This is a genomic window from Salinarchaeum chitinilyticum (genome assembly GCF_055390775.1).
The window spans coordinates 2,071,934-2,097,414 of sequence record NZ_AP043888.1 but is presented as its reverse complement, the minus strand read 5'-3'; the positions used below and the strand labels follow the sequence as shown (position 1 = coordinate 2,097,414).

The 25,481-nt window shown below is 67.9% G+C and carries 19 protein-coding genes and 1 pseudogene; 7 read left to right on the top strand and 13 right to left on the bottom strand.

Going from position 1 to position 25,481, the window contains the following annotated elements:
• Position 1: 1 nt before the first annotated feature.
• From ACZ5KP_RS10080 to ACZ5KP_RS10070, 3 genes are read right to left on the bottom strand one after another with little or no spacing between them, the layout of a single operon-like run.
• Positions 2-661 carry a hypothetical protein gene (locus ACZ5KP_RS10080; protein ID WP_460921839.1) on the bottom strand — a complete coding sequence of 220 codons (660 nt, stop codon included), beginning with the start codon at positions 659-661 and terminating at the stop codon, positions 2-4.
• On the bottom strand, positions 658-1,776 hold the full coding sequence (locus ACZ5KP_RS10075) for an ATP-binding cassette domain-containing protein (RefSeq protein ID WP_460921841.1): 1,119 nt from the start codon (positions 1,774-1,776) through the stop codon (positions 658-660). The genes ACZ5KP_RS10080 and ACZ5KP_RS10075 overlap by 4 nt, the downstream gene beginning before the upstream one ends.
• On the bottom strand, positions 1,773-2,624 hold the full coding sequence (locus tag ACZ5KP_RS10070; RefSeq protein WP_460921843.1) for an ABC transporter permease: 852 nt from the start codon (positions 2,622-2,624) through the stop codon (positions 1,773-1,775). The genes ACZ5KP_RS10075 and ACZ5KP_RS10070 overlap by 4 nt, the downstream gene beginning before the upstream one ends.
• A gap of 534 nt (positions 2,625-3,158) precedes the next feature.
• On the opposite strand from ACZ5KP_RS10070, the gene metG reads away from it, so the two are divergent.
• Complete coding sequence (metG, locus tag ACZ5KP_RS10065; RefSeq protein WP_460921845.1) at positions 3,159-5,342, top strand: methionine--tRNA ligase; 2,184 nt, start codon at positions 3,159-3,161, stop codon at positions 5,340-5,342.
• Between the two features lie 158 nt (positions 5,343-5,500).
• Here metG and ACZ5KP_RS10060 read toward each other — a convergent pair whose 3' ends face one another.
• Both ACZ5KP_RS10060 and ACZ5KP_RS10055 read right to left on the bottom strand, forming a co-directional pair.
• Entirely contained in the window at positions 5,501-6,118 is a 618-nt protein-coding gene (locus ACZ5KP_RS10060) for a hypothetical protein (RefSeq protein WP_460921847.1), read from the bottom strand.
• A gap of 270 nt (positions 6,119-6,388) precedes the next feature.
• Positions 6,389-7,984 carry an ATP-binding protein gene (locus ACZ5KP_RS10055; protein ID WP_460921849.1) on the bottom strand — a complete coding sequence of 532 codons (1,596 nt, stop codon included), beginning with the start codon at positions 7,982-7,984 and terminating at the stop codon, positions 6,389-6,391.
• Positions 7,985-8,349: 365 nt separating this feature from the next.
• On the opposite strand from ACZ5KP_RS10055, the gene ACZ5KP_RS10050 reads away from it, so the two are divergent.
• The gene (locus ACZ5KP_RS10050; RefSeq protein ID WP_460921851.1) at positions 8,350-9,930 is read left to right on the top strand and encodes a Cdc6/Cdc18 family protein; all 1,581 of its coding nucleotides are present in this window, start codon (positions 8,350-8,352) and stop codon (positions 9,928-9,930) included.
• Positions 9,931-9,988: 58 nt separating this feature from the next.
• Here ACZ5KP_RS10050 and ACZ5KP_RS10045 read toward each other — a convergent pair whose 3' ends face one another.
• Positions 9,989-10,567 carry a hypothetical protein gene (locus tag ACZ5KP_RS10045; protein ID WP_460921853.1) on the bottom strand — a complete coding sequence of 193 codons (579 nt, stop codon included), beginning with the start codon at positions 10,565-10,567 and terminating at the stop codon, positions 9,989-9,991.
• A gap of 334 nt (positions 10,568-10,901) precedes the next feature.
• Positions 10,902-13,094, bottom strand: coding sequence for an elongation factor EF-2 (locus ACZ5KP_RS10040; RefSeq protein WP_460921855.1), 2,193 nt, complete (start codon positions 13,092-13,094; stop codon positions 10,902-10,904).
• 150 nt (positions 13,095-13,244) lie between these two features.
• On the opposite strand from ACZ5KP_RS10040, the gene ACZ5KP_RS10035 reads away from it, so the two are divergent.
• Complete coding sequence (locus ACZ5KP_RS10035; protein ID WP_460921857.1) at positions 13,245-13,631, top strand: hypothetical protein; 387 nt, start codon at positions 13,245-13,247, stop codon at positions 13,629-13,631.
• Between the two features lie 68 nt (positions 13,632-13,699).
• Here the strand turns inward: ACZ5KP_RS10035 and ACZ5KP_RS10030 are convergent, their stop codons facing one another.
• The 3 genes from ACZ5KP_RS10030 to ACZ5KP_RS10020 all read right to left on the bottom strand — a co-directional run bounded on the left by ACZ5KP_RS10030 (position 13,700) and on the right by ACZ5KP_RS10020 (position 16,487).
• Positions 13,700-14,038, bottom strand: a complete 339-nt coding sequence (locus tag ACZ5KP_RS10030) for a type II toxin-antitoxin system PemK/MazF family toxin (protein ID WP_460921859.1) — start codon at positions 14,036-14,038, stop codon at positions 13,700-13,702.
• Complete coding sequence (locus ACZ5KP_RS10025; protein WP_460921861.1) at positions 14,039-14,389, bottom strand: MarR family transcriptional regulator; 351 nt, start codon at positions 14,387-14,389, stop codon at positions 14,039-14,041.
• Positions 14,390-14,513: 124 nt separating this feature from the next.
• Positions 14,514-16,487, bottom strand: a complete 1,974-nt coding sequence (locus ACZ5KP_RS10020) for an aconitate hydratase (RefSeq protein WP_460921863.1) — start codon at positions 16,485-16,487, stop codon at positions 14,514-14,516.
• Between the two features lie 182 nt (positions 16,488-16,669).
• Between ACZ5KP_RS10020 and ACZ5KP_RS10015 the strand changes: the two genes are divergently transcribed.
• Positions 16,670-17,140, top strand: a complete 471-nt coding sequence (locus ACZ5KP_RS10015) for a deoxyuridine 5'-triphosphate nucleotidohydrolase (protein ID WP_460921865.1) — start codon at positions 16,670-16,672, stop codon at positions 17,138-17,140.
• A gap of 82 nt (positions 17,141-17,222) precedes the next feature.
• On the opposite strand, the gene ACZ5KP_RS10010 is transcribed toward ACZ5KP_RS10015, so the two are convergent.
• Positions 17,223-17,921 carry a phosphoglycerol geranylgeranyltransferase gene (locus ACZ5KP_RS10010; protein ID WP_460921867.1) on the bottom strand — a complete coding sequence of 233 codons (699 nt, stop codon included), beginning with the start codon at positions 17,919-17,921 and terminating at the stop codon, positions 17,223-17,225.
• A gap of 85 nt (positions 17,922-18,006) precedes the next feature.
• Positions 18,007-20,562 (bottom strand): DNA topoisomerase I, encoded by a 2,556-nt coding sequence (locus ACZ5KP_RS10005; protein ID WP_460921869.1) that lies wholly within the window; start codon positions 20,560-20,562, stop codon positions 18,007-18,009.
• Between the two features lie 325 nt (positions 20,563-20,887).
• On the opposite strand from ACZ5KP_RS10005, the gene ACZ5KP_RS10000 reads away from it, so the two are divergent.
• On the top strand, positions 20,888-21,505 hold the full coding sequence (locus tag ACZ5KP_RS10000; RefSeq protein ID WP_460921871.1) for a GAP family protein: 618 nt from the start codon (positions 20,888-20,890) through the stop codon (positions 21,503-21,505).
• Between the two features lie 100 nt (positions 21,506-21,605).
• On the opposite strand, the gene ACZ5KP_RS09995 is transcribed toward ACZ5KP_RS10000, so the two are convergent.
• Positions 21,606-22,775: a PGF-CTERM-anchored ABC transporter substrate-binding protein gene (locus ACZ5KP_RS09995; RefSeq protein ID WP_460921873.1), complete on the bottom strand. Its 1,170-nt coding sequence runs from the start codon at positions 22,773-22,775 to the stop codon at positions 21,606-21,608.
• Positions 22,776-22,941: 166 nt separating this feature from the next.
• On the opposite strand from ACZ5KP_RS09995, the gene btuC reads away from it, so the two are divergent.
• On the top strand, positions 22,942-24,048 hold the full coding sequence (gene btuC, locus ACZ5KP_RS09990) for a vitamin B12 ABC transporter permease BtuC (RefSeq protein ID WP_460921875.1): 1,107 nt from the start codon (positions 22,942-22,944) through the stop codon (positions 24,046-24,048).
• A gap of 119 nt (positions 24,049-24,167) precedes the next feature.
• Positions 24,168-25,472, top strand: a pseudogene (locus tag ACZ5KP_RS09985) (ATP-binding cassette domain-containing protein); the annotation flags it as partial.
• Positions 25,473-25,481: the final 9 nt, after the last annotated feature.

The window sequence follows — 25,481 nt, the reverse complement described above, 5'->3', positions numbered from 1 at the left end:
GTTACTCCCTCGTCACGAGGTAGGCAGCCAGCGAGTGGACCGCGAAGAGCGCGCCGAAGATGGCCCACCCGCCGAGCTGGAGTGCCCGGACGTGCGGGATGAACGCCGCCAGGAGGAGCATCCACGCACCGCCGACGTAGAAGGGCAGGCGATCGCGGCGTTCGATCCGTTCGGCGCCGAGCACGATCCCGACGACGAGGAAGGTGAGCCCCAGGAAGACCAGTACGTGGCTGAAGTACTGGGCGCCCCGCTCTGGTCCTTCGATCGCAGCGTTCGCGATCAGGTCACCGAGCGCCGTCCAGAGCGCCAGCAGTGCGACGACCATCGCGCCGAACAGCTGGCGCCAGTCGACGCCCGGGGCGGAGCCGGCGGAGGTTCGCGAGACGAGTCGCCACTGCGCCGCGATCACGACCGCGACGAGCGCGAACCAGATCCCGACGTAGCCAGCGTTGGGCATGTCGACGGCGAACGCGACGTTGGTGACGATCGAGGCGAGCCCGATCGCGGCACCGTAGATCAGCCACATCTTCGCCTGGCCGGGGTAGCGTTGCTCGAGCCCCATCGCGGACTTGATCGCGTCGAGATCCTCGCGGAGGGCGTCGGGATCGACCTGCTCTCCGCCGCCGGACGGGTCGCCCGCCCGTCGATCGTCCTCGGTCATTGCTCGGGGGCAGCGGGGCCAGCCACGTCATCGTTCGGATCCGCCGTCGCGGCGGCCATCGCCGCACCGGTCGCCGACGTGCCGTCCACGTCGGTCGATTCCTCGCCCGCGAGATACGCGTAGTAGTTGAACAGGTCCGTGAAGGAGGGTGGGTCGATCTCGACGAGCGCGTCGTCGGGCAGCTCGGCCTCGATCGCCTCGATGGCCGCCTCCTCGCGGAGGAATCCCCGGACCTCGTCGCCGCGGCCGAACGCCCGATCGCCGACGAAGCGGTCGTCGTCGGGCACGGCACCCCGAACGCGGAGCACCGGCGGGAGACCGTCCAGCAGGGCGTCGGGCGCTCCGTCGGCGAAGACCCGCCCGTCGCGGAGGAAGACGAGCCGGTCGGCGATCTGGGCGTCCAGCGGCGTGTGGCTCGTCAGGAGGATCGAGGCCCCGTCGTCGCGGCGGGAGAGCAACTCGTCGTGGAGCACCCGGAGCATCGAGAGGTCCAGCGCGGCCGCGGGCTCGTCGAGCAGGAAGCAGGGGACGTCGGCGCTCAGCGCGCTCGCGAGTTCGACCTTCCGGGCCATCCCGCCGGAGTAGTCGGCCACCGTCCGATCGAGATCCGCCGACAGCTCGAGGCGATCGGCGAGCCGGCGCCAGTCGTCGGTCCCGGCGGGATGGAGCTGCGTGAAGAACTCGCAGTTCTCTGCGCCAGTGAGGTCGGGATCCGCCACGTCGCCCTGGATCGCGACGCTGAACAGCCCCCGGGCCGCGCGGGGCTCGTAGGCGTCGAAGTACTCGATTGAGCCGTCGTCGTGGGCGAGCGCACCGGCACACGCCGAGAGGAACATCGACTTGCCGGCGCCGTTGGGGCCCATGAGGACGACGATCTCGCCGTCGTCGATTCGCAGGTCGACGCCGTCGAGCACCCGCTGGTCGCCGATCGACAGCCCGACGTCACGCGCGACGAGGGTCGGTCGGTCGGTAGCGGCCCCGTCGGCGTCGCTCGCTAGGGCAGCCCCGGTCCCGTTCTCGATGTCCTTCTCGTCGGTCCCGCGGCTCGCCGCCGCGTCGAGGGCGCTCGCGATCCGCTCCATCGGGCCGGTCGACTCCCCGTCGTGAGCGGTCACAGCGGATCACCTCCGTACGCGACGCGGCGGACGAGAGCGATCGATCCGCCGAACAGGGCCACGGCGTAGCCGGCCGTCAGCGCGAGATACTCGATCCCGACGGGGAACTCCGGCGGGATCATTCCCGAGTCGGCGAAGTCCGCGTCGAACAGCGCGTAGATCTGCATCCGGGTCGTCAGCGAGTTCGGCAGCACGTTCACGAACCACGCGTCCTCGGCGATCATCCCGGGCTGGATCCCGTTGAACCCGGTGACGTAGTAGGCGATCAGCGCGGCAACGACGGCGATCGTGGTCATGTACTCGGGTTTCGAGACGATCGCTCCGAGGACCAGCGCGAGCGCGAGCGCGACCACGCAAAACGCGACGAGCGTGAGCAGGAGGACGCCCGGTGCCGTGATGCGGGGCTCGAAGCGGGCGCCGGTCGCGAACGCCACGCCGATCACCGCGACGTAGGAGCCGACCGCGAGCACGAGTCCGGCGAGAAACCTCCCCGCGAGGTCGGCGCTCGGCGCGATCGGCAGCGAGCGGAACTTCCGGTAGCGCCCGCCGTCGAGGTCGCCGGCGAACGCCCCGGCAAACACCGCGACGACGACCGTGAACGCACCGAACAGCGCGTAGCTCACGGCGGTTGCGCCGAAGGAGAGCGGGCCGGCGTCGTCGGGCAAGAACACGACCACGGTCAGTGCGTACCACGCGAGCGGCCAGCCGACCGCGAGGAAGAGGACCATCGGACTCCGCGCGAGCGCCCGGAGGTGGCGCTGTGCGAAGGCCCAGGCCTGTCGCTGCCAGGGGACCTGCTCGGGAACGGGCGGTGCGGTGGCGTCGGGTGTGGACGGCTGCGTAGACATCCTCCTGGCTGGTCGAAGGGCACACTCTCACAAAAAGATTTGCAGTACAAAGTGAATGGTTAGATAATCAACTACTGTGCGCAGATGATCCACGGTCTGCTTCAACGCGATTGGATTCCGGCGGGAGCCAGCCAGTCGCTCCGCCCACGGGGTGAAACCGCGACTCCCCACGTGGCGTCGTGCGATTCGATTGTATCTATGGGTGGGACTGGAAGGGGCCGTTGACGGCCTACGTCCGTCTGCTCGGGAGACCTTCGGTCCCCCGGTGACGGGTCGCGTTCGCTCGCGAAGGCAAGCACTGCAGTGAGGGAGTAGCGCGACCGAACGAAGTCGTTCGAGAGAGCGAAGCTCTCTCGTGATGACGAAAGACGCTTCGGGTCTTTCGAACCACGCGCAGCGAGCGAGCGGGCGCGAGCGGGAGGGCTTCCAAGGTGGCTGTTGCGGTACCGATTTCTGTCACAGCCCAACTCGACCCAATACCAACCCCAGAACGCGAACGGAAACCGTTAGGGTCGCCAGGCCACAGCATCGACCATGAGCAGCGAGGACTTCCCGACGGACCAGCCTGCCGTCGTCACCTGCGGGCTTCCCTACGCCAACGGGGACTTGCACATCGGCCATCTCCGCGGGTACACCGCCGCGGACGCGTTGAACCGCGCGCTGAACCGGATCGGCCAGCAGTCCGCCTACGTCTCCGGCTCCGACATGCACGGGACGCCGGTCGCCGTCAACGCATGGAAGGAGGGCGTCGATCCGGAAGAGTTCGCCCTCGAGTGGCACGAGCAGTACGCCGAGACCTTCCCGAAGTTCGACGTCGACTTCGACAACTACGGCCACACCCACGACGAGACCAACACGGAGCTGACCCGCGAAATCGTCCGCACGCTCGAGGCCGAGGGGTACGTCGAGGAGCGCACCATCGAGGTCGCCTGGGATCCCGAGGAGAACCAGGCGCTCCCCGATCGCTACGTCGAGGGGACCTGCCCCTACTGCGGCGAGCAGGCCCGCGGCGACGAGTGCGACGAGGGCTGTGGCCGCCACCTCGAACCGGGCGAGATCGAGGACCCCGTCTCGACGGTCACCGGGAACCCGGCGGAGTACCGCGAGCGCGAGCACAAGTTCTTCACCGTCTCGACGCTCGCCGACTTCCTCACCGAGTTCCTCGATGGACTGGAGGGCACCGACAACGCCCGGAACCAACCACGGCAGTGGATCGAGGAGGGCCTCCAGGACTGGTGTATCACCCGGGACATGGACTGGGGGATCGACTATCCCGCAGCGGAGGGCGACGACGGCGACGCGGAGGAGCTGGTCCTCTACGTCTGGGTGGACGCACCGATCGAGTACATCTCCTCGACGAAGCAGTACTCCGAACGCGTCGGCGCCGACGAGTACGACTGGGAGGACGCCTGGAAAGGCAGCAAGCGAGACGGTGACGCCGGCGACGGGAGCGGCGTGGCCGGCGAGATAATCCACGTCATCGGCCGGGACATCATCCAGCACCACACGATATTCTGGCCGGCGATGCTCCACGTCGCGGGCTACGACACCCCGCGAGCGGTCTGTGCGACAGGGTTCATCACGATCAACGGCAAGGGGCTCTCGACGAGCCGGAACCGTGCCATCTGGGCGAAGGAGTACCTCGACGAAGGGTTCCATCCCGACCTCCTGCGATATTACCTGACCACCAACGGCGGCCTCCAGCAGGACATCGACTTCGCGTGGTCGAAGTTCGCAGATCGCGTCAACGGCGAGCTCGTCGGCACGCTCGGAAACTTCTGCTACCGCGGCACCCTCTTCGCATTCCGAAACTACGACGGCACGCCCGACGCCTCCGTCTCCGAGGAGGTCGAGGGCGAGATTGAGGATGCCATCGAGGCGTTCCAGGACGCCGTCAACGAGTACGACGTGCGCGCGATCGGGACCGCCGCGGTCGAGCTCGCGCGCTTCGGCAACGAGTACATCCAGCGAAACGAGCCCTGGTCGCTCGTCGACGACGATCCCGACGCCGCTGCCCAGGTCATCTACGACTGCGTCCAGCTCTCGAAGGCCTGCGCCGTGCTCGCGGAGCCGGTCATGCCCGGGAAGGCAGCGGATCTCTGGGCCCAGCTCGGCGAGGACGGCTCCGTCCACGACGTCGGCGTCGAGGCCGCCCTCGAGCCGCCGGCCGACGAGTTCGACGAGCCCGGCGAGCTGTTCGAGGGCGTCGAGGACGAGCGCGTCGAGGAGCTCGACGCGAAGCTCGAGGACCGGGTCGCGTCGGCTGGCGGCGAGGACGGGGAAGCGGCCGACTCCGGGGCCGGCGACGATGCCGAGTCCGGAGCCAACGGCGATGCCGAGGCGGCCGCGGACGGCGACACCGAGGCCTCAGCGGCCGACGATCTCGACCCAGTCCTCGAGGACCGGATCAGCTTCGAGGAGTTCCAGGAGCTCGACCTCCGCGTCGGACGGATCAAGACCGCCGAGGGGATCGACGGTGCCGACGAACTCGTCCGGCTCGAGGTCGACATCGGCGTCGAGACCCGACAGATCGTCGCCGGGCTGAAACAGCTCCATGACGTCGACGAACTGCCCGGCACGAAGGTGGTCGTGATGGCGAACCTCGAGGCCACGGAGCTGTTCGGCGTCGAGTCCGACGGCATGGTGCTTGCTGCGGGCGAACAGGCCGACCTGCTGACGACCTACGAGGACGCGGTGCCGGGCGAGCGCGTGCGGTAACGGCGCCCTGATTCCCGGTACTGCAGGTGTTTCGCGACCTTCGCACGGTTTTCTCGACGCTGTCGCTCGTCACTGTGAGCGGACGGAAAGGAGGGCCGCACCGTCAGCTGAGAACGTGAACCGCACCGTGACGGGCCCTCGCGGGTCGATCGGAGGCGTTACGCGTCGGCGTCGTCGCTATCGTCCGAGTCGTCATCGTCGTCTGCTTCTTCGTCCTCGGACTCTTCCTCGTCAGCGTCGTCGTCGGCGTCCGATTCGCTGTCGTCGCCGTCGTCAGCGTCGTCGGCCTCCTCGGCGTCGTCCGCTTCGTCGGCGTCGTTCTCGGATTCGGCATCGTCGTCGCTCTCCTCGTCGTCGGCGTCATCCTCCACGCCGACGATATCCGAGATCGCGGTGCCGAGATCGTCGATCGTACCGTTCAGGAACTCGGTGATCGTCTGGTGGATCTGGACGACGTGGTCAGGCACCTGCTCGGGCATGTCCGTGGGCGGGCCCTGTTCGCCGTCCGGGCCGGCGTGGTCGGGCGCGCTGCCGTTGCGGTGCTCGGCTGCACTGCCGTCGTGTCCAGCGACGCTGTCGGAATCGTTCTCGGCGGCGCTGTCGTTCTCGTCGTCCGCGCTATCCGCCGCCGCGTCGGCCTCGTCCTGCGCGTGGCCGTTCTGCGCGGCGTCGTTCGCGAGCGGTGCGTCCTGGGGCATGGCGGCGCCCGTGGCAGCGACGCCACCCACGAGCAGGGTGGCCGCCAGGGCGACCGCGAGCAGTTTGCGTCCGATCATCGCATCCGACCCCTGTGGCCAGGGGATAAAGAGGGGGTCAGGCGCTGACCACGAGTTCCAGCGCCTCAGCGCGACTCAACCCCAATTAAGCCGAATTAAACGAGTGAATCGGCGGTCGCTCGCCACTGGCAGGCGCGGGGCGGCGGCTGGCGGCCACCTGCTGCCGGCGCGCACCGGCCGCGAGCTACTCGCGGTGATCGGCTGCGGCGCTGGACGCTGCGGGACGAACCGATCGCGAGGAAGGTGGCGACGGGCGAGCAGTATGCCGTCTCAGGCGAGCTTCTTCCGGAGCGAGTACCACGCCAGCCGGAGCCGGTAGCTCGTCGACTTGAGGAGGTAGATGATCATCTCGCCGAACTCGAGGATGACGCCGGCGAGCCCGCTCCGGTTCGCCGGCCGTTCCGGCGGCGTCGGTCGTCGCGGCGCCGTCGGCGTCGACGCCGACGCGCCATCAGTACCCGAGCCGGCCAGCGTCGTCTGTTTGGAATCCCGGGCCGGGGTCGGAGGCGTCGACTTCCTGGGCGAGGGCACCCCTCCGGCGTCGTCTGCCGTGCCGCTGGCGTCGCCGGTGCTCCCGCCGGCGCCAGTGGCGCTGGTGGCGGCGGTCGAGCCGTCGCCGTCGGCCGCGGTCGCGAACGACGGCTGGTCGGCGTGATCAGCGGCGTGTTCGTGGTCGGGCTCGATCGACTGGAGGAGCGTTCGGAGCTCCTCGACCTCCCGTTCGAGCACGCGATTGCGCTGTTGCAAACGCTGGACGGCCTCCTCCGGTTCGTCCCCGTCGACGTCGATTGGCTGAGTCTCGATCGGCGAGCCCGGTGGCCCCTCGACCTCGCCGGAATCGGTGGCCGCATCCCCGTCCGCAGCCCCGTCGCCAGTCCCGCCAGCCTCCTCCGTCTCGGTCGTGGCGTCGGGTGTCGATTCGGGTAGCGTCAGGTCCTCGAGACTGCCTGTCTCGGGCTCGGGTTCGGCCCGTTCGGCGTTCGCATCGGCTTCGGCCTTGCTCTGTTCGGAGGACTCGATCTCCTGGATGAGGTCGTTGCCGACGGTCTTCAGGTCCGGACGGTCGTAGGATTCGAGCCCGGGGGTCGCACCGGCGTCGTGGGTGTGCTTGCGCCGGAACTGGACGCGCTCGATCGTGTCGTCCCAGTCGGTCATGAGGAACGCCTCCCCCGGATCGAGGTCGGTGAGCGCCTCCTTGCGATCCGAGCCGATGATCTTCGAGACGACCTTCACGTCGGCCTCCCAGGTGAGCCGGTGCCAGGCCATCCAGTCACACTGCGTGATGAAGTCCTTGTCCACCGAGGAGGGGCGCTGGGAGACGCCGCACATGCCGAGGCCGCGCTTGCGGCCGCGCTTGGCGACGCGTTCGAGGATCTCACCGAGTTCGCCGCCGCTGCCCTGCTGTGGGAGGTACTCCTGCATCTCCTCGACGACGAGCAGGAACGGTTTGCGGACCTTCTTCTCGCGACGGAACAGCTCCTCGATCGTCCGCTTGATCAGCTCCTGGGACTCGTCGACGTCGTCGAACCCCGAGACGTCGAGGATGATGGGGACGTTGCGCTCGAGCCCGATCTCCGCGAGCTTCTCGGCGTGATCGGGGCCGACGCGGACGTCGGCGAACTCGTCGCCACCGACGTGGAGGAGCTGGTACTCCTCCTGGAGCCCGTAGTACTCGCCCTCCGTGTCCACGATGAGGAAGTTGTAGCCGTTCTCGAGCAGCTCCTCCGCGATGACGCCGACGGTGTTGGACTTGCCACTCCCGGACTTCCCGGAGACGAACCCCCTGCCCGTCAGGAGCTCGACAACCGGGAGCGACCGCGCGTCCGTGGTGGGCACGATCCACTCGGCGTTGCTGCCCTGGGCCATCAGTCCTCGGAGGGTAGCCCCGGAGTCGTTAAATGCTTGTTGTCACCCCGGTGGTTCGAGTTACTCAGCACGCCGACGGTGCTACGTCACAGCCTATCGAACCGGCCGACACGGGCGCTGAACGATCGCCGCTGCGAGGAAGGCGTAGCTTACTGTACCGAACTGGCAGTCTTCGAAGGGTTCGGTAGTGGCCCCAAACCACCTCAGCGATCGGACCTGTTCGACCACGGACGAACACGCTTATCACCCTGGTGTGCATGGCTCGTCGGTGTGCACTTTGCGGGACGTCCGGCGAAATCTGGACCGTACAATTCACCGGACGGCGGACCGTTCGCCTCCGCTGGGGGCGGCTGTGGGGATCAGGAATGAACGAGAACGACGCTTCCGCGACGGACGAGCCCGAGGACGCCGACCACGCCGACCGTGTCGGCGACCGCGGTGAGCAGTCGGAGGAGTCGCTCGGCCAGCAGGGGTCCGACGAGCAGCGGACCGGCACGCCCGACGGCGGCGCGAGCGACGCGCCCCAGGACGAGCAGGGGCGGGGCACCCTCGCGACCGGACGCAAGGCTGGCGACGATATCGACGACGATACCGACGAGCCAGCGAGCGACGGGCTCTTCGACGAACTGCTCGCCGGCGAGCGGATCTTCGAGGACAAGGAGGTGCTTCGGCCCTCCTACACGCCGAACCGACTGCCCCACCGCGGCACCCAGATCAACGACATCGCGACGGTGCTGGTCTCCGCGCTGCGGGGAGACACGCCGTCGAACATCCTCGTCTACGGGAAAACGGGGACGGGCAAGACCGCGAGCGCGAAGTACGTCAGCCAGGAGCTCGAACGCTCCGCCTCCGAGTACGAGGTCGACTGCGAGGTCGAGTACATCAACTGCGAGGTCACGGACACCCAGTACCGCGTGCTCGCACAGCTCGGCAACGAGTTCATCGAGGACAACCTCGAACGAGCGGAAGACGACATCTCCGAGCTGACCGCCATCGTCGACGCCGTCAACGTCGAGCGCGCCAACGAGCTCGGGTACGAGGATCTCGCGGCCGTCCGCGATCGCATCGAGGAGCTTCGTGCATACACGGAGACGACCGAGGAGATCCCGATGACCGGCTGGCCGACGGACCGGGTCTACCAGTCCTTCTTCGAGGCGATCGACCTCTACGAACGCGTGCTCGTCTTCATGTTCGACGAGATCGACAAGCTCGTCGAGAAGTCCGGCGACGACACGCTGTACAACCTCTCGCGGATCAACTCCGGACTCGAGCGCTCGAAAGTCTCGATCATCGGCATCTCGAACGACCTCAAGTTCACGGACTTCCTCGACCCTCGCGTCAAGTCCTCGCTAGGCGAGGAGGAGATCGTCTTCCCGCCCTACGACGCCCAGCAGATCTCGGACATCCTCGACCAGCGCGCGGAGATTGCGTTCAGCGAGGACGTCATCGAGCAGGACGTCATCCCGCTGTGTGCGGCCTTCGCTGCACAGGAACACGGCGACGCGCGACGCGCGCTCGACCTCCTGCGCTGTGCCGGCGAGTTCGCCGAGCGCGACGGCGAGGATCGCGTCGGTGACGAGCACGTCCGACGCGCCCAGGACAAGATCGAACTCGATCGGATCGTCGAGGCCGTTCGCACGCTCCCGACCCAGTCCAAGCTCGTCCTCCTCTCGATCATCGATCTCGACGAGAACGGCGAATCGCGCGTGACGACGGGCGAGGTCTACAACGTCTACCGCACGCTCGCCGAGGAGGCAGGGCTCGATCCGCTCACGCAACGCCGCGCCACCGACCTGATCTCCGAGCTCGACATGCTAGGAATCGTCAACGCCGTCGTGGTCTCCAAGGGCCGCTACGGCCGGACGAAGGAGATCAGCGTCTCCGTCCCGACCGACCGCACGCGGGAGGTCATCGAGCAGGACGCACGGCTAGGCGAGGACGAGTAACGGGCTGCGCTGTCGACTACATCTCTCCTCGACGAAGCGTCGCGAGGAGTGTCCGGGATCAGTTCTCTCGCAGCGCGACAGTCGCGTAGCCAGCGCCAGCACCGGCGACGATCGCTCCAACGGTCACGGCAGCGGCTGGCTCGAGGAGATCGACGACGTCCGGACTCGTTTCAGCTCCCGTGGTCACCAGCAGCCCGGACAGCACGACGAACGTGAGTCCCACGCCGAGGCCGTTCGCGGCGGCACTTCGAACCGCAGCGACGCCGCCAGTATCGGCCGACTGTGCCAGATAGATGCCGAGCACGATCGCAAGCAGGATACCGGACTGGAAGATCCTCGTGTACGCAACGAACGCCGCCCAGAACAGCGGTTGATCGGTGTTTCCGCCAGTGAATTGGATCGATCCCAGCGTAAACCGCGAGTCCAGCAACGACGTGCCGAGGAGCGACGTCGCCATCGCACCAACAGCCAGCACGCCGAAGACGGCGAGGCCGAACGTGATCGCTCCGAGAATGCCACCCATGCCAGTTCGCAGGTGGATGCCACCGTCCGGACGGGGCCGTCGGTCCGTCGTGGCGCTTGCCGCATCGTCGTGACCGGCGGACTGTGCCGGCTGTTTGTCATCACTTTCAGCCACAATAATTCGACGAATAAACGCACGGCACTTAGTCGTTGTTCGACCTAGACGGGGAGACGTTCACCTGGACTGTGCTGGAAGATCGCGCCGGGAACGGGTACTGCGTGAGCGAGGGGTCCTGAGCACTGGGACCTGGCAACCGCTGCGACGCTGTTCGTCGTAGCGTGCGGTAGAGAGGCCGGACCTCAATGAGCGTCCGCGAGCGAAGCGAGCGGTTCCCCGGTGGCTCGCTCCGCTCGCCACCGATCTTTTTTTGGTCCAGATTTTTTCGAGGAGGGTTCCCGCAGGTCGCGCGAAGCGCGACCGAGGAAACCCGACTCGAAAAAAGTGGGCTCTAGATGTAGTCGACGCCCTCGGGCAGCTCTTCCTTCATGCCCTTGCGCTCGCGGATTTCGCCGATGATCTCGCGCTGGAGGTTGTCGGCCAGCACGCGGAAGCCGGCGTTCTCGGTGTTCCAGGACGCGCGGCCCTCGGTCGCGGAGCGGATGTCGCTGGAGAAACCGATCATCTCGTCGACGGGCGCGACGCCCTCGACGACCATGAGGTCGCCCTCCTGGTACATGTCGTCGACGCGGCCACGACGCCCCTGGATCTCGCCGGAGGCGGCGCCCATGTGGTCGTTGGGCACGTCGATCCGGACCTCCTGGATCGGCTCGAGGAGCCGGATCTCGGTGTGGATCAGCGCGCGGTGGACCGCGTTGCGGACCGCGGGGATGACCTGTGCGGGTCCGCGGTGGATGGTGTCCTCGTGGAGCCGGGCGTCGTGGAGCCGGAGCAGCGACCCTTCGACGGGCTCGCCGGCGAGCGGGCCTTCGTCGAGGGCGTCCTCGAGGCCCTCGATAACGAGCTCCATCGTCTCGTTGAGGTGCTGAATCCCCTTCGTGTCGTCGATGAAGATGTTGGCGCCGTGGATCTCCTCGACGTTCTGGGAGGTGTCCTTGTCGAGGCCGGCGTCCTGGAGCGCCTCGCGGCGCTCGAGCTCGGGCATGTCCATCGACACTTCGCCCTTCTTCAGCGCATCGATGACGTCCTGGTCGAGCGGCTCGATGGAGATGTAGAAGCGGTTGTGGCGGTTCGGGGAGATCCCCTCGACCTCGCCACCGGTGGGCTGCTGGGGCGCCTCGCGGAAGACGACGATCGGCTCGCCGGTCTTGACGGGGATACCCTGGTTGCGCTCGATGCGCTGGGTCTGGACCTCGAGGTGGAGCTCGCCCTGCCCGGAGATGAGGTGCTCGCCCGTGTCCTCGTTGATCTCGATCTGGATCGTCGGGTCCTCCTTGGAGACCTGGCGCAGCGTCTCGATGAGCTTCGGCAGGTCGTCCATGCTCTTGGCCTCGACGGCCTTCGTGATGACGGGCTCGGAGATGTGGTCGACGCTCTCGAAGGGCGTCATCTCGACGGAGGAGACCGTCGAGCCGGCGATCGCGTCGGGGAGACCTGTCACGGACGCGATGTTCCCCGCTGGCACGCGATCCACTTCCTCGCGCTCGTCACCCATGAACAGCCCGACGCTCTGGACGCGGTTCTTCCCCGCAGTTCCGGAGACGTAGAGCTCCTGGCCCTCCTCGAGGGTCCCGGAGAAGACGCGCCCGGTGGCGATCTCGCCGGCGTGGGGGTCCACGCCGATGTCGGTGACCATGAACACGACCTCGCCCTCGGGGTCGACGTCACGCATCGTGCCGGCGAGCTCGGACTCGGCGTCGCCGCGCCAGACCCGCGGGATGCGGTGGGGCTGGGCGTCGACGGGGTTCGGGAAGTGCTCACAGACCATGTCGAGCACGACGTCGGAAAGCGGGGTTCGCTCGTGGAGCTCCTGGCGCTTGTCGGCGCGCTCGAGGTCGATGATGTCGCCGAAGTCCATGCCGGTCCGCTGCATCGAGGGCATGGAAACGCCCCACTTGTAGAGGGCGGAGCCGAAGCCGACGGTGCCGTCCTCGACGGAGACCGTCCAGTCCTCGGTGATGTCGTCCATCTCCTCGGTCATCCCGCGGATCAGCTCGTTGACGTCGCGGATGACGGCGAGGAGCCGCTCCTGCATCTCCTCGGGCCCCTCCTGGAGCTCGGAGATGAGGCGGTCGACCTTGTTGATGAACAGCGTGGGCTTGACGCCCTCGCGAAGCGCCTGTCGCAGCACGGTCTCCGTCTGGGGCATCGCGCCCTCGACGGCGTCGACGACCACGAGCGCACCGTCGACGGCGCGCATCGCGCGGGTGACGTCGCCGCCGAAGTCGACGTGGCCCGGCGTGTCGATGAGGTTGATGAGGAAGTCCTCGTCCTCGTACTCGTGGGTCATCGAGACGTTCGCGGCGTCGATCGTGATGCCGCGCTCCTGTTCGTCCTCCTCGGTGTCCATCGCAAGCTGCTCACCGGCGGTGTCGTCGGAGATCATGCCAGCGCCAGCGAGGAGATTGTCTGTCAGCGTCGTCTTGCCGTGGTCGACGTGGGCGGCGATGGCGATGTTCCGGATCTGCTCCGGATCGTCCATCAGCCGCTCGCACTGTTCCACGATCTTCTTGCGGCGTCCCATTGGGGAATCGTATCGCCAGCGGGGTCAAAAGGGTAGTGATCCGCGGGCGCGGGCGGCGACGCGCGGTGTCACGCACCGGCATCGCTCCAGGAACGACGCCGCGCGAGCGGGACCAGAACAGTTACCTGCCGATCGGCCGGAGCCAACGGCGTGCTCCGTCGTCTCGCCGCAGCGGTCGCCGGGATCGGATTGGCCGCCGGACTCACCGTTGCTCTCGGACAGCTCCTGGCGTTCCGCTACGCGCTCGCCATCGGCGCGGGGATCGGCACGGGCGTCTTCCTCGTCGTCGACGGCTCCGCCGGCGCCGGCGAGGGATGGGTCTACCACGAGGCCCGCCCCCGGAGCGAGCGGTTCGTGGACTTCCAGCGAACCGCGGGGATCGCAACCGCGATCGGGCTCCTGGTCGCGTGGGCGACCACCAACACGACCGTCGGTCGGATCGGCGCAGCGGTGATCGTGGTGGTCGCCACGCTGATCGTCGCTAACCTGGTCTTCCTCTACCGGCGTCCGGCGTACGAGGACGCGCTGGAGGAGTGAGGGCGGGGGTCTCGAACAGCCCACTGACCGAACTGACCGCTTATAGTCTGGCGAGGGCCCGTCCGCCGTTACTCGATTTCTTCCGGTACGAACTCGTGGAGGCGTTCCACGGCGCTCGTGACAATGTCGCCGTCGAGCGTTCCCTGTCGATCATCGAGATCTCGGTATTTGATGGTCGTGACGTACCACGGTGAGACGAACGCATCCGTGCGTGATCCACCGCGAATCCATGCAGTCTCTGGCACTGGAATACCCGCGTCGTGGTCCTGCGTCGTCATCGCGAGCGCGACCGCCTCGACGTCGGCGAACGGCGTAGTACCGTCGCTGACGATCAACCACGGTCGATAGGACGGAGAAGATTTGTGTGGTGCTGGCCCCCACCAGACCTCTCCACGTCGGTTCGTCATCTACGAGTCCGTCTCGACGCCAGGGCCCCAGTCGTCCGGGTCCTCTGGACCGAGCCGATCCGACGCAGTTCGGGCGGTCGACATGGCGGCGAGCGTCACGTCGACGTCGGCGTCGGGCTCGATTGCCCAGTACTCGCCGCGGTGGCGAACCAGCTCCCGATCTTCGAGCCGTGAAAGAACCACGCCGACACTCCCGCGAGGGATCTCCGTCGCCTCGTGGATCTCCTTGGGGGTGAACGCCTGCTCGGCGTTTGCTGAAAGGAAGGACAGCAGTATCTCGGCGTTCGTGTGCCCCTCGGCGCGCAACTCGGCTTCGTCGTCCTCGTCGAAGCGGTCGATGCGGATCGGCACAGGCGGAGTTTCCCACCCTAACGTAATAGGTGTAATGGGTATAATCGATGTAATAGTACTCCGTAGCACGTCACCTTCTGGCCGAGGCATCAGATAAAAAGGTCCGCACAGAAGCGACCGGAACTCAGTCGTCAGCGGGCGCGGGGCTGTCGCCGCCCTGCGCCTGCTCCTTCGTCCATGCGAGCTTGCCACCGGCGGCGAGCATGTCGCGCTCGCGCTCGGAGGCGTCGAGGGTAGCGGTGGCCTCCCAGTCGTCGTTCACGCGGATGGTGAACTCCTCCTGGCCGGAGGCGACCGCCTCGTGGACGTCGTCGACGACGGCGATGTCGTCGCCCTGCTCGATCTTCTCGTAGGTCTCCTCGTCGATGAGGAGCGGGACGAGCCCGAAGTTGAAGAGGTTCGCGCGGTGGATCCGGGCGAAGCTCTGTGCGAGGACGCCCTCGATGCCGAGGTACATCGGGCACATCGCGGCGTGCTCGCGGGAGGAGCCCTGCCCGTAGTTCTCGCCGGCGACGAGCCAGCCGCCGTCGGCGGCGGCCGCGCGGTCGGCGAAGGTGTCGTCGACGCGGGAGAGGGTGAACTCCGAGAGCTTGTCGATGTTCGACCGGTACATCAGAATGTCCTGGGTCGCAGGGATGATGTGGTCGGTCGTGATGTTGTCGCCCATCTTGAGGATCGCGGGGCCGTCGATGTCGGCGTCGAGCGCGTCCTTGATCGGCACGTCGCCGATGTTGGGGCCCTTGACGAGCCCGTCGTCGGGGGCCTCGTCTGGGGTGATAAGGTCGGCCTTGGAGCCGTCGTACTCCTCGGGGAGCTCGAAGCCTGGGTCCTCGAGGTCGCCGAGTTCGTCGGCGAGGTCTCGCGGATCGACGATCTCGCCCTTGATCGCTGCGGCGGTCGCGACCTCGGGGCTACAGAGGTAGACGTTGTCGTCCTCGATGCCCGAGCGACCCTCGAAGTTGCGGTTGAAGGTGCGCAGCGAGACGGAGTCGGAGGCGGGCACGTGACCGATGCCGATACACGCACCGCAGGTGGCCTCCGAGAAGTTGACGCCGGCGGCCATCATCTCGGCGACCCAGCCCTGTCGGGCCAGCATCTCCGAGGCCTGCTTGGAGCCGGGTGCGACGATCATCTCGGTCGTCATGTTGACCTCGCGCCCCTCGAGCATCTTCGCGGCGGGGAGGATGTCGGCGAAGGCGCCGTTCGTACACGAGCCGACCATGACCTGATCGACGTCCTGGCCCGCGACTTCGCGAACCGGGACGACGTTGTCGGGCATCGAGGGCTCGGCGATGAGCGGCTCGAGGTCCGACAGGTCGACGACGATCTCGTCGGCGTACTCGGCGTCGTCGTCGGGCTGGAGCTCGACGTACTCCTCCGCGCGGTCGACCTTCTCGAGGTACTCCTGGGTGCGCTCGTCCGTCGGGAAGATCGACGACGTGGCGCCGAGCTCGGTGCCCATGTTGGTGATCGTCATCCGCTCGGGCGCGGAGAGGGTCTCGACGCCGGGACCGGTGTACTCGAGCACCTTGCCCACGCCGCCCTTGACGGAGAGGCGTCGGAGCAGCTCGAGGATGACGTCCTTCGCGGTCGCCCACTCGGGCAGCTCGCCCTCGAGGCGAACGTTGTGGACCTCGGGCATCTCGATGTAGTAGGGAGCGCCACCCATCGCGACGGTGACGTCGATCCCGCCAGCGCCGATGGCGAGCTCGCCGAGCCCGCCGGGCGTCGGCGTGTGGGAGTCCGAACCCAGCATCGTCTTGCCGGGCGCCGCGAAGTTCTCGCGGTGGACGTTGTGGCAGATACCGTTGCCGGGCCGAGAGAAGTACGCGCCGTAGGTGCCGGCTGCAGAGCGCAGGAAGCGGTGGTCGTCCGTGTTCTTGAAGTCGAACTGGTAGGTCTGGTGGTCGCAGTACTGTGCGGCGATCTCGGTCTGGACCTCGTCCAGCCCCATCGCCTCGAACTGCAGCCACACCATCGTCCCCGTGGTGTCCTGGGTCAGGACCTGGTCGATCTCGATACCGATCTCCTCGCCGGGCGTCAGCTCGCCCTCGACGAGGTGGTCATCGAGAATTTTCTCGGTGAGAGTTTGTCCCATAGCGGCCGAATATCGTCACCGCGCGGGTATAAATCCCGCGAGATCCGCGTGTACGACCGTGGGAGATTCGGCCGGCCGAACGCAAGAACTGCCCGTAGTTTGCCGGGTTCGACACGCTCGACGGATTCGTTCGCACCGTCTGGCCCCGAAACCCACTTGCCTGCCCCCGGGCCAGGAATCGTATGTTCCGTTCCGGAGCCTTCGTCGCAGACCAGCTCGGGGAGATCACGGAGGAGCAGGTGCAGCCAAACGGCGTCGATCTCACGCTCGACGCGGTGCTCGAACCCGATGACGTCGGGCGGATCGGGCGCGACGGCAAGACCGTCGCCGACCGGACCGAGATCGAGCCCACCGGCGAGGAGCGGACCTACCACCTGCAGCCGGGCGGCTACGTCGTTCGCTACGCCGAGACCGTGGCCATCCCGGAGGAGCACGTCGGGTTCATCCTCCCGCGCTCCTCGCTGATGCGCAACGGAACGACGCTGGAGACCGCCGTCTGGGACGCCGGTTACGAGGGCAAGGGCGAGGGGCTCCTGCAGGTCACCCATCCCATCGAGATCGAGCAGGGCGCTCGATTCGGCCAGCTCGTGCTGGCGGCCGCCGATCACGAGGGGCTCTACGACGGCGCCTACCAGGGAGAGCGGCTGGAGTGAGACAGGCGGGATCGCAGCCATCGCGATCCCGCCCACGTGGCGAATAGCGGGCTCCGCCCGTTCGATGCGGCAGGAAACGGGTCTACGCGTCCCGAGCGGCCTCGACGGTCTCGCGGACCGCGTCGACGCCCTCGTCGTGTACCAGGTCGCCGACGATCACGACATCGGCTTCGCTCGCCATCGTATGCGCAGAGTCGTAGTCGTGGATGCCGCCGCCGTAGAACAGCGTGGCCTCCTCGAGCGCGTCCGCGGCGGCGCGGACCTTCTCGGGGTCACCGAACATGCCGGAGTACTCGACGTAGACGATATCTTGGCCGAACATCTCCTCCGCGATCTCGGCGTAGGCACCGACGTCCTCGGCGTCGAGGTCGCACTCGGCCTCGGTGAGCTGGGCGACGCTCGAGTCGGGGTTGAGGATGATGTACCCCTCCGTCGTCGTCCGGGACCAGTCCACCGGTTGGGACTTCACCCACTCCTTGTGAAAGCCCGTCATCCAGGCCATGTCGCCGGCGTTGAACACGACCGGGACGAGAAACCCGTCGACGGCCTCGTCGTCGACGACGACGGCGGGGTTGCTCGGCTCCTGGTAGAGCGGCACGTCGTACTCGGCGCAGGCCTCGATCACCCGGCTCATCTTCTCGCTGGTGATGTCGAGGGTCCCGCCGATCTCGATGGCGTCGGTTCCGGTCTGGCAGACGTCGGCGTAGGTCTCGCCCTCGACGAGGGACTTGTCGGGATCGATCTTCAAGATGTGATCCCACTCCGTCCACGGCGCAGTCATTACGCAGGGGGTATCCAGCGGTCGCCAAAAAGCCGTCGAAAGTGGGGGTCCAGACGGCCGATCACGACGAGTCGAGGGGATCGACTCAGGCCTTGGCCTTCCACTCGCGCAGCCGCTCGGCGCTGACGCCGTCGACGTCCGCGGCGACGTGCTCGGGATCGGACTCCACGAGGTCGTCGATGCTCTCGACGCCCGCGTCCATGAGCTTCTGGGCGGTCGCCGCACCGACGCCCTCCAGCGCTTCGAGGTCGCTCCCGGACTCGGACTCCCGGGCCTGGTACTCCCGGAAGTTGCAGATCGGACAGCCCAGCTCCCAGGGCTCGTCGTCCTCGTCGTCGTCCTTGACGAGGAGTTCTGGGAGGCCGTGTTGCTCGCAGGTCTCCTCGGTCACCTCGATCTCGCCGTTGCGGGGCAGCGGCAGCGAGTAGTCGCAGTCGGGGTAGCGCGTACAGCCCACGAGCCGCGAGCCGTTCTCGAGGGTCTTGATCGCCAGTTCGCCATCGTGCGCGGTCCCACACTCCGGACACTCGCCGAGGATCGCGCCCTCGCCGGCCTCCTCCTTCCGGCAGAGTGGGCAGCCGTGGACGAACGTGCTCCGGCCGGCGAGCATCTTGACGTGCAGGAGGCCGTGCTCTTCACAGCGCTCCTCGAGCAGGAGGGGGTCGCCGGTGTCGGGCAGCGGCAGCGTGTACTCACAGTCGGGGTAGCCGTCGCAGCCGACGAAGGAGCCGCCGTAGCGCGATTCGCGCAAGAGCAGGTCCTCGCCGCAGTCGGGACACTCGCCGAGCGCCTTGTCGGCCTTCAGCGAGTCCCGGAGGTGCTCGCCGATCTCCTCGCGGGACTCGACGAGCGCCTCGAAGACGACCTCGAGCATCTCGCGGGACTCGTCGGTCACCTCGTCGAGGTCGATCTCGCCCTCGGCGATCGCCGTCATGTCGGCTTCCAGCTCCGCAGTCATCTCCTCGCTGACGACGGTGTCGGCGTGCTCTTCGGCGGCCTCGACGACCGCCATCGCGAGCTGGGTGGGCCGCGGCGGATCGCCCTCGATGTAGCCCCGGTCGTAGAGCTTCTCGATGGTGTTGTGCCGCGTCGACTTCGTGCCGATCCCCATGTCCTCCATCGTCTCGATGAGCCGGGACTGGCCGTACCGGCGCGGCGGCTGGGTCTGCTTGGCCTCCAGCCGCGAGTCGTCGATCGGGAGGACCTCGCCCTCGGTAACGTCGGGCACGTAGTTCTCGCTGGTGGAGAAGTAGGGATAGACGTCGTGGTAGCCGGCCTTGAGCAGGCGCTTGCCGTTAGCCTTCAGGCTCACATCCTTGCTGCCGTCGGGCAGCACCGTTTCCGGGCTCGCCAGCGCATCGTCGGCCGGCACCGACGCAGTGACGCGGAGATGTTCCCAGCGAGCCGGATCGGCGACGGTCGCGAAAAAGCGCCGGACGACCAGCTCGAAGATCTCCCACTCGTCGTCGGAGAGCTCGCCGCGGTCGGGCCACTCGCCCGTCGGGTGGATCGGCGGGTGGTCGGTCGTCTCGTCGTCGCCCTCGGTGGGGTCGTTCAGTCCCGCCTCCAGCAGCGCTTCGGCGTCCTCGCCGAGCGTCGGGTGGCCCTCGTAGGCCGACACCAGCTCCTCGGGATCGAGGTCGTCTGGATAGACCGTGTTGTCCGTCCGCGGGTAGGTGATGAAGCCAGCGGTGTAGAGGTCCTCGGCGATCGACATCCCGCGCTGGGCGCCGTAGCCCAGCGCGCCCGCCGCACGGATGAACGCGGTCGTGTTGAACGGCGCCGGCGGATCGTCGCTCCGGGTGCGACGGTTGACGTCTTCGACCGTCGCCGCAGCCGAGTCCGCGGCCAGCACCTGCTCGACTGCTTCCGCCGCCGACTCGTCCCAGACGCGCTCGGCCTCGGTGTCGTCCTCGTCGAGGTAGAAGTACTGGGACTCGAACGTCGCAGCATCGCCGCCCTCGGTCTTCTGCAGATCCGCAAAGAGCTCCCAGTAGTCCTCCGGATCGAACGCCTGGATCTCTCGCTCCCGATCCACGAGGAGCTTCAGCGTCGGCGTCTGTACCCGGCCCACGGAGATGAAGTCGTCCCCGAGCTGTCGGGACGAGAGGGAGAGGAATCGCGTCAGTGCGGCACCCCAGACGAGGTCGATGACCTGCCGGGCCTCTCCCGCGGCCGCCAGCTCGAAGTCGATCTCGTCGGCGTCGGCGAACGCCGATCGGACCTCAGTTTGCGTGATCGAGGAGAAGCGCACGCGGTCGATCGGCACGTCCTCGTTGACGTCGCGGACGAGCTCGTAGGCCTCCTTGCCGATCAGCTCGCCCTCGCGGTCGTAGTCCGTGGCGATCGTGACCCGGTCGGCCCCCTCCGCCAGTGACGTCAACGTGTTGACGATCCCCTCCTGGGTGGCCCGCTTCTCGATCGGCGCGTCGATCAGTTCGACGGGCTCGACGTCGCGCCAGTCGGAGTACTCCGGTGGGAAGTCGACCCCGACGACGTGGCCGGAGAGCCCGACGCAGGCGCGGTCGCCCCAGCGGTAGACGTTCACGTCTCCCTGGCGATCGACGTCGGCGCCGCCGTCGCTGAGAATCTCGGCGATGCGACGGGCGGCGTTCTCCTTCTCGGTGACGATGAGATCCATTCGGTCGTCTCTCGATACGGCGATCGGGATCCTAAATCTTCCGGAACCGCAAGAAGGCGCGGGTGTGCGTGGGTGCGCGCAGCGGGTGTGGGCGGGTGCGCACGCCGGGTGCGGTCGCGGGAGTGGGCCCGCGTGTGAGCGTGCGCGAGGACTGTGATCCCTCGAAGGATTTGGCCCGTGATCCCTCGGTGGGTATGATCGGTCATCTCTCGGCGAGGATGATCCGATGGCACGCGAGTAATCGATCCATTACAACGGCCGGTCCCGTCGAGCCACCGACCGTGTCCCAGTTCGACCGATCCGCCCAGCACCCCGAGTTCGAGCCGTGAGTTTCCTCCACGTACTGCCGCTCGCGGTCGTCATGATCGCCGGGCCGCAGTTTCTCAGCGCGATCTTCCTCGCCACGTCGGAGCGGTGGCGGGCGAACTCCCTGGCCTACGTCGCCGGCGCGGCGATATCGATCAGCGCCGTCGTCACGGTGGCCTACCTCCTGAGCGACGGTGCCGTCGACCGGACGGGGGCGAGCGGGCCCCTCGACCTCGTGATCCTCGCTCTGCTCCTCCTGGCCATGCTCTACGTCTACCTGCACCGCGAGGGGTCCGAGCCACCGGGGTGGATGGGGAGACTCGCGACCGCCACGCCGCGATTCTCCTTCGCGCTCGGCGCGTCGCTGCTGGGCGTCTTTCCCACCGATCTGCTCACCAGCGTCTCCGTCGGCTCCTACCTCGCGAGTCAGGAACTGCCGTTGACCGACGCCCTCGGCTTCCTCGCGCTCACGCTCGCCCTGCTCGCGACGCCCGCGCTCGCCGTGGTCGCCTTTGGCGAGCGAGCGGAGGCGTCGTTGCCGCGGGCTCGAGAGTGGATGAACGAGAACGCCTGGCTCGTCAACGAAGCAGTACTCCTGTTCTTCGTCGCGATCGTCGGCAGCAACGTCGTCAGCTAGCCCAACCCGGGAGGCCCAGCAGTGACGGCGCCGACGCGCTCACGTGCCCTGCCCGGTTGCAGGGGGTCACTCCGATCGCAGGTTTCACTCCGGTCGCAGATCACTCGCGCTGGCGGAGCGCGAACACCGCACCGAGCAGCGCGACGATCGCGACCGGCACGCCGAAGCCGGGCGAGCCGTCGTCGCCGCCGTCGTCGGACGCGTTCGGCTCACCGTCGTCAGCCGACCCGTCCGGATCGCTCGCTCCGTCGTCGACCGAGTCGCCGTCGGTGCCGTTCTCACCCGACTCCGCGTACGCCTCGGAGTGGAGCTGTTCGGAGACCTGCTGGATCGCCAGCACGAACCGGGGTGCCGGCTGGTTCCAGTAGTTCGAGTCCACCGTGAGCACGTCGCCCTCCTGTGCGGCGGTGGTCTGCTGGACGGGGTGATCCTCGGGGAGAGAGCCGCCTTCGGTCACCAGGAAGTAGTCGGGATCCTCGGCGACGATCTCCTCGGGCTCGGCCTGTGGCGGCTGGCCGAGGTCGATGTTCGCGGCCGCGTTCGTGGCGCCAGCGAGTGTGATCCCCTCGTCCTGGAAGCTGCCCGGCGTCGCGGTGAACCCGCTGCCGAGCCAGTAGAAGACGCTCGGTCGGTCCTCGTCGGCGACGGTCTCCTCGACCGTCGAGAGCGTCTCGTTCATCCACTCGATGGTGTCGTCGGCTGCGCCACAGGCGCCGAGCAGTCGACCGGTCGTCTCGGTGCGCTCTCGAATGTCAGCGACCGAGCTGGCGTCGTTCTCTCGGTAGACGGTGTGGCCGGCGTCGCGGAGCGCCTGGACGTCCTCGCTCGCGATGATGTTCGGCGCGATCACGAGGTCGGGGTCGAGGTCGGTGACGACCTCGAGATCGACGTTGATGCCGTCGAGCACGTGCGTCCGGTTGTCGGAGCCGTTCAGGTAGGCCGTGCTGCTGTCGACGGGCATCCCGACGACCTTCTCCTGCTCGCCGATCTCCCAGACGGTCTGGGCGCTACTGGCCCCGAGCGTGACCACGGTCTCGGGCTCCTCTTCGAGCGTCACTTCGGTTCCCGACGCGTCCGTGAGCGTCACCGGGAACGAACAGTCCTCCTGTGCGACCGCGGCATTCGCCGACGGTGCGGCGCCTGCGGCCGCCAGGCCGCCGGTCGTCGCGCCGACCTGCGAGTCAGCAGTCGCGCCGACGTGGCCGACGCCCCCCACGAGGGCGGCGAGCACGACGAGCGCTGTGAGTACCACGTGTGTCGTTCGCGTCATCGTCAGATCGAGACCGCGGGAGCAACAAAAGTGTATCTACTTCAACCCAGCTTGACCGGCGATTTCGGCGGCGTGCGGAGCCACAGACTGCGTCGAACGGCGCCCTGTGGCCCGAAATCGGCGTGAACCACCAGACTTTAGCAAACACAACTCCGATGAACGACCGATGCACGCCCACCGGCGCGCCGCGACGTACTCCACCGGGCTGCTCGCAGTGCTCCTCGCGGTGGTGGTCGCGAGCGCGGCGATCGGGAGCGTCGACGTGCCGCCCGAGCACGTCGTCAAGGCCGTGATCAACCAGATCGCGATCCCGACGTCGGTGGGCATCACGACGACCGCGGTCGGACTCCCCTTCGTGGACGCAGCGATCCCGGTTCCGACGCCGACCGCCACCTTCTACGAGCCGTTCTCGCTGGCCGTCCCGAGCACGGACGAGACGATCGTCGTCGACATTCGCCTGCCCCGAGTCGTGCTCGCCGCGACCGTCGGCTGTGGGCTCGCCGCGGCCGGGACCGTCATGCAGGGGCTCTTCCGGAACCCGCTCGCGGACCCCTCGATCATCGGCGTCTCGACAGGCGCGGCCGTCGGCGCCGTCGCCGCGATGACGCTGCCCGCGCTCGTTCCGCTCGGCCTCCAGCCGATGGCCTTCATTACGGGCCTGTGCACGGCCTTCGCCGTCTACTGGATCGCGACCGAGAACGGCCGAACGCCCGTCGCGACGCTCCTCCTCGCGGGCGTCGCGATCCAGGCACTACTGGGCGCGGCGACCTCCTACATGCTCATCACCAGCGGCGACAGCATGGAAGAGGTCGTCTTCTGGCTGATGGGGAACCTCCACGCGGCACAGTGGCCGGACCTCCACTACACGTTCCCGATCGTCCTGCTCGGCACGCTCGCGCTCTGGGCGTTCGCGGCGGATCTCAACGTCCTCGTCATGGGCGAGGAGGACGCCCACCACCTCGGCGTCGAGGTCGAGCGCACCAAGCGGATCCTGCTGGGCCTCGCGACCATCGTCACAGCCGCCGGCGTCGCCGTCGCGGGCGTCATCGGCTTCGTCGGGCTGATCGTTCCCCACGTTCTCCGCCTCCTCGTCGGGCCGGACCATCGCGTGCTCGTCCCGACGAGCGCGCTCACCGGTGGCGCCTTCCTCGTCGCCGCGGACGCGATCTCGCGCACCACGCCGGAGGCCATCCCGGTGGGGATCGTCACCGCGGTCGCCGGCGGACCGTTCTTCCTCTATCTGCTCCGGGAACGGGAGGTGCACGGACTGTGACCTCGACCGACGGCGACGCCGACGTGAACGAGAGCGATCCGCCGGAACGGCCGGCCGTCGAAGTCGACGGTGTCGCGATGGCATTTGACGACGAGGGCGTCCTCGACGGCGTCGACGCGACGGTCGAGCCGGGCGAGCTCGTCGGACTCGTCGGTCCGAACGGCGCCGGGAAGACGACGCTGCTGCGAGCGATCAGCGGCGCGCTCACACCGGACGCCGGCAGCGTCCGCGTCGCCAGCGACGATCCAGGACGAGCGCTCGAGGACGTCCAGGCGCTGTCCTCGGCGGCCTCCAGCCGCAGGATCGCCGTCGTTCCACAGACGACGACGCTCTCCTTCTCATTCACCGTGCGGCAGCTCGTCGAGATGGGCCGACATCCCCACCGCTCGCGGTTCCAGCCACCATCGCGAGAGGACCGCAAACTGGTCGACGACGCGATGGAACACACCCGGACTGCCCGCTTCGCCGACCGGTCGATCGAGGACGTCAGCGGCGGCGAGCGCCAGCGAATCCTGCTCGCGAGAGCGATCGCCCAGGACGCGCCGGTACTCCTGCTCGACGAACCCACCGCGAACCTCGACCTCCACCACGCAGTCGAGACGATGTCCCTCGTCCGCAAGCTCGTCGAGACCGACGACACCGCGGCGCTCGCCGCAATCCACGACCTCGAACTCGCCGCGCGCTTCTGCGACCGGATTCTCGTCCTCGCCGGCGGCGAGATCGTCGCGTCGGGCGCCCCCGAGTCCGTCCTCGAACGCGACGTGCTCGAAGCCGCCTTCGACGCCCGGATCGCCGTCGAACCCTCGCCGATGGACGGCGGCGTGACGGTCCGGGCGCTGGACGATTCCGAGATCGACCACCGGGTCCACGTCGTTGGCGGTGGCGAGCCCGCCGCGGCCGCGATCGGCCGGCTCGGCGAGGCTGGCGCCGACTGCTCGCTCGGCCCGGTGCCGGCGGGCGACCGCGCGGTCTCGACGGTCCGGGCGTTCGATGGGGCGGTCGCCACTGCGCCGCGGTTCGCTGGCGTGGACGAGCAGACGCGAGCGCGAGCGCACGACCTCGCCGCCGCGGCCGACGTCGTCGTACTCGCCGCCGATCGGGTGGCCGCCGAAGACGAGCCGTGGCTGGACTGCTGTGGATCGGCCGACGGGGCCCCACTGGTGGTCCTCGAGGGCACCGAAATCTCGCCAGAGATTCCGACCGCCGATTCGGCGTCGTCGCTGCTGGATCGCGCTCCGAAGACGAACGTCGACTCGTTGCCAGGGACCGTCGAGGCAGCCGCCGGCCGGAGCGGGGCCACCGACGAGCCTTCGAACGCCGACGCGCTGGCGGACGCGACGCTCGCGGACGGCGGGACCGATTCCGACGCCGACGGTGCCGGAGCCCCCGCCGACGGCGTCGACGACCCCGACGACGCGTCCTGAGATCGGCCT

Bases quoted from the DNA above. Each gene is read 5' to 3' on its own strand.
- ACZ5KP_RS10080 (WP_460921839.1), bottom strand. From the start codon at position 661: ATGACCGAGGACGATCGACGGGCGGGCGACCCGTCCGGCGGCGGAGAG.
- ACZ5KP_RS10070 (WP_460921843.1), bottom strand. From the start codon at position 2,624: ATGTCTACGCAGCCGTCCACACCCGACGCCACCGCACCGCCCGTTCCC.
- metG (WP_460921845.1), top strand. From the start codon at position 3,159: ATGAGCAGCGAGGACTTCCCGACGGACCAGCCTGCCGTCGTCACCTGC.
- ACZ5KP_RS10060 (WP_460921847.1), bottom strand. From the start codon at position 6,118: ATGATCGGACGCAAACTGCTCGCGGTCGCCCTGGCGGCCACCCTGCTC.
- ACZ5KP_RS10055 (WP_460921849.1), bottom strand. From the start codon at position 7,984: ATGGCCCAGGGCAGCAACGCCGAGTGGATCGTGCCCACCACGGACGCG.
- ACZ5KP_RS10050 (WP_460921851.1), top strand. From the start codon at position 8,350: ATGAACGAGAACGACGCTTCCGCGACGGACGAGCCCGAGGACGCCGAC.
- ACZ5KP_RS10040 (WP_460921855.1), bottom strand. From the start codon at position 13,094: ATGGGACGCCGCAAGAAGATCGTGGAACAGTGCGAGCGGCTGATGGAC.
- ACZ5KP_RS10030 (WP_460921859.1), bottom strand. From the start codon at position 14,038: ATGACGAACCGACGTGGAGAGGTCTGGTGGGGGCCAGCACCACACAAA.
- ACZ5KP_RS10020 (WP_460921863.1), bottom strand. From the start codon at position 16,487: ATGGGACAAACTCTCACCGAGAAAATTCTCGATGACCACCTCGTCGAG.
- ACZ5KP_RS10015 (WP_460921865.1), top strand. From the start codon at position 16,670: ATGTTCCGTTCCGGAGCCTTCGTCGCAGACCAGCTCGGGGAGATCACG.
- ACZ5KP_RS10010 (WP_460921867.1), bottom strand. From the start codon at position 17,921: ATGACTGCGCCGTGGACGGAGTGGGATCACATCTTGAAGATCGATCCC.
- ACZ5KP_RS10005 (WP_460921869.1), bottom strand. From the start codon at position 20,562: ATGGATCTCATCGTCACCGAGAAGGAGAACGCCGCCCGTCGCATCGCC.
- ACZ5KP_RS09995 (WP_460921873.1), bottom strand. From the start codon at position 22,775: ATGACGCGAACGACACACGTGGTACTCACAGCGCTCGTCGTGCTCGCC.
- btuC (WP_460921875.1), top strand. From the start codon at position 22,942: ATGCACGCCCACCGGCGCGCCGCGACGTACTCCACCGGGCTGCTCGCA.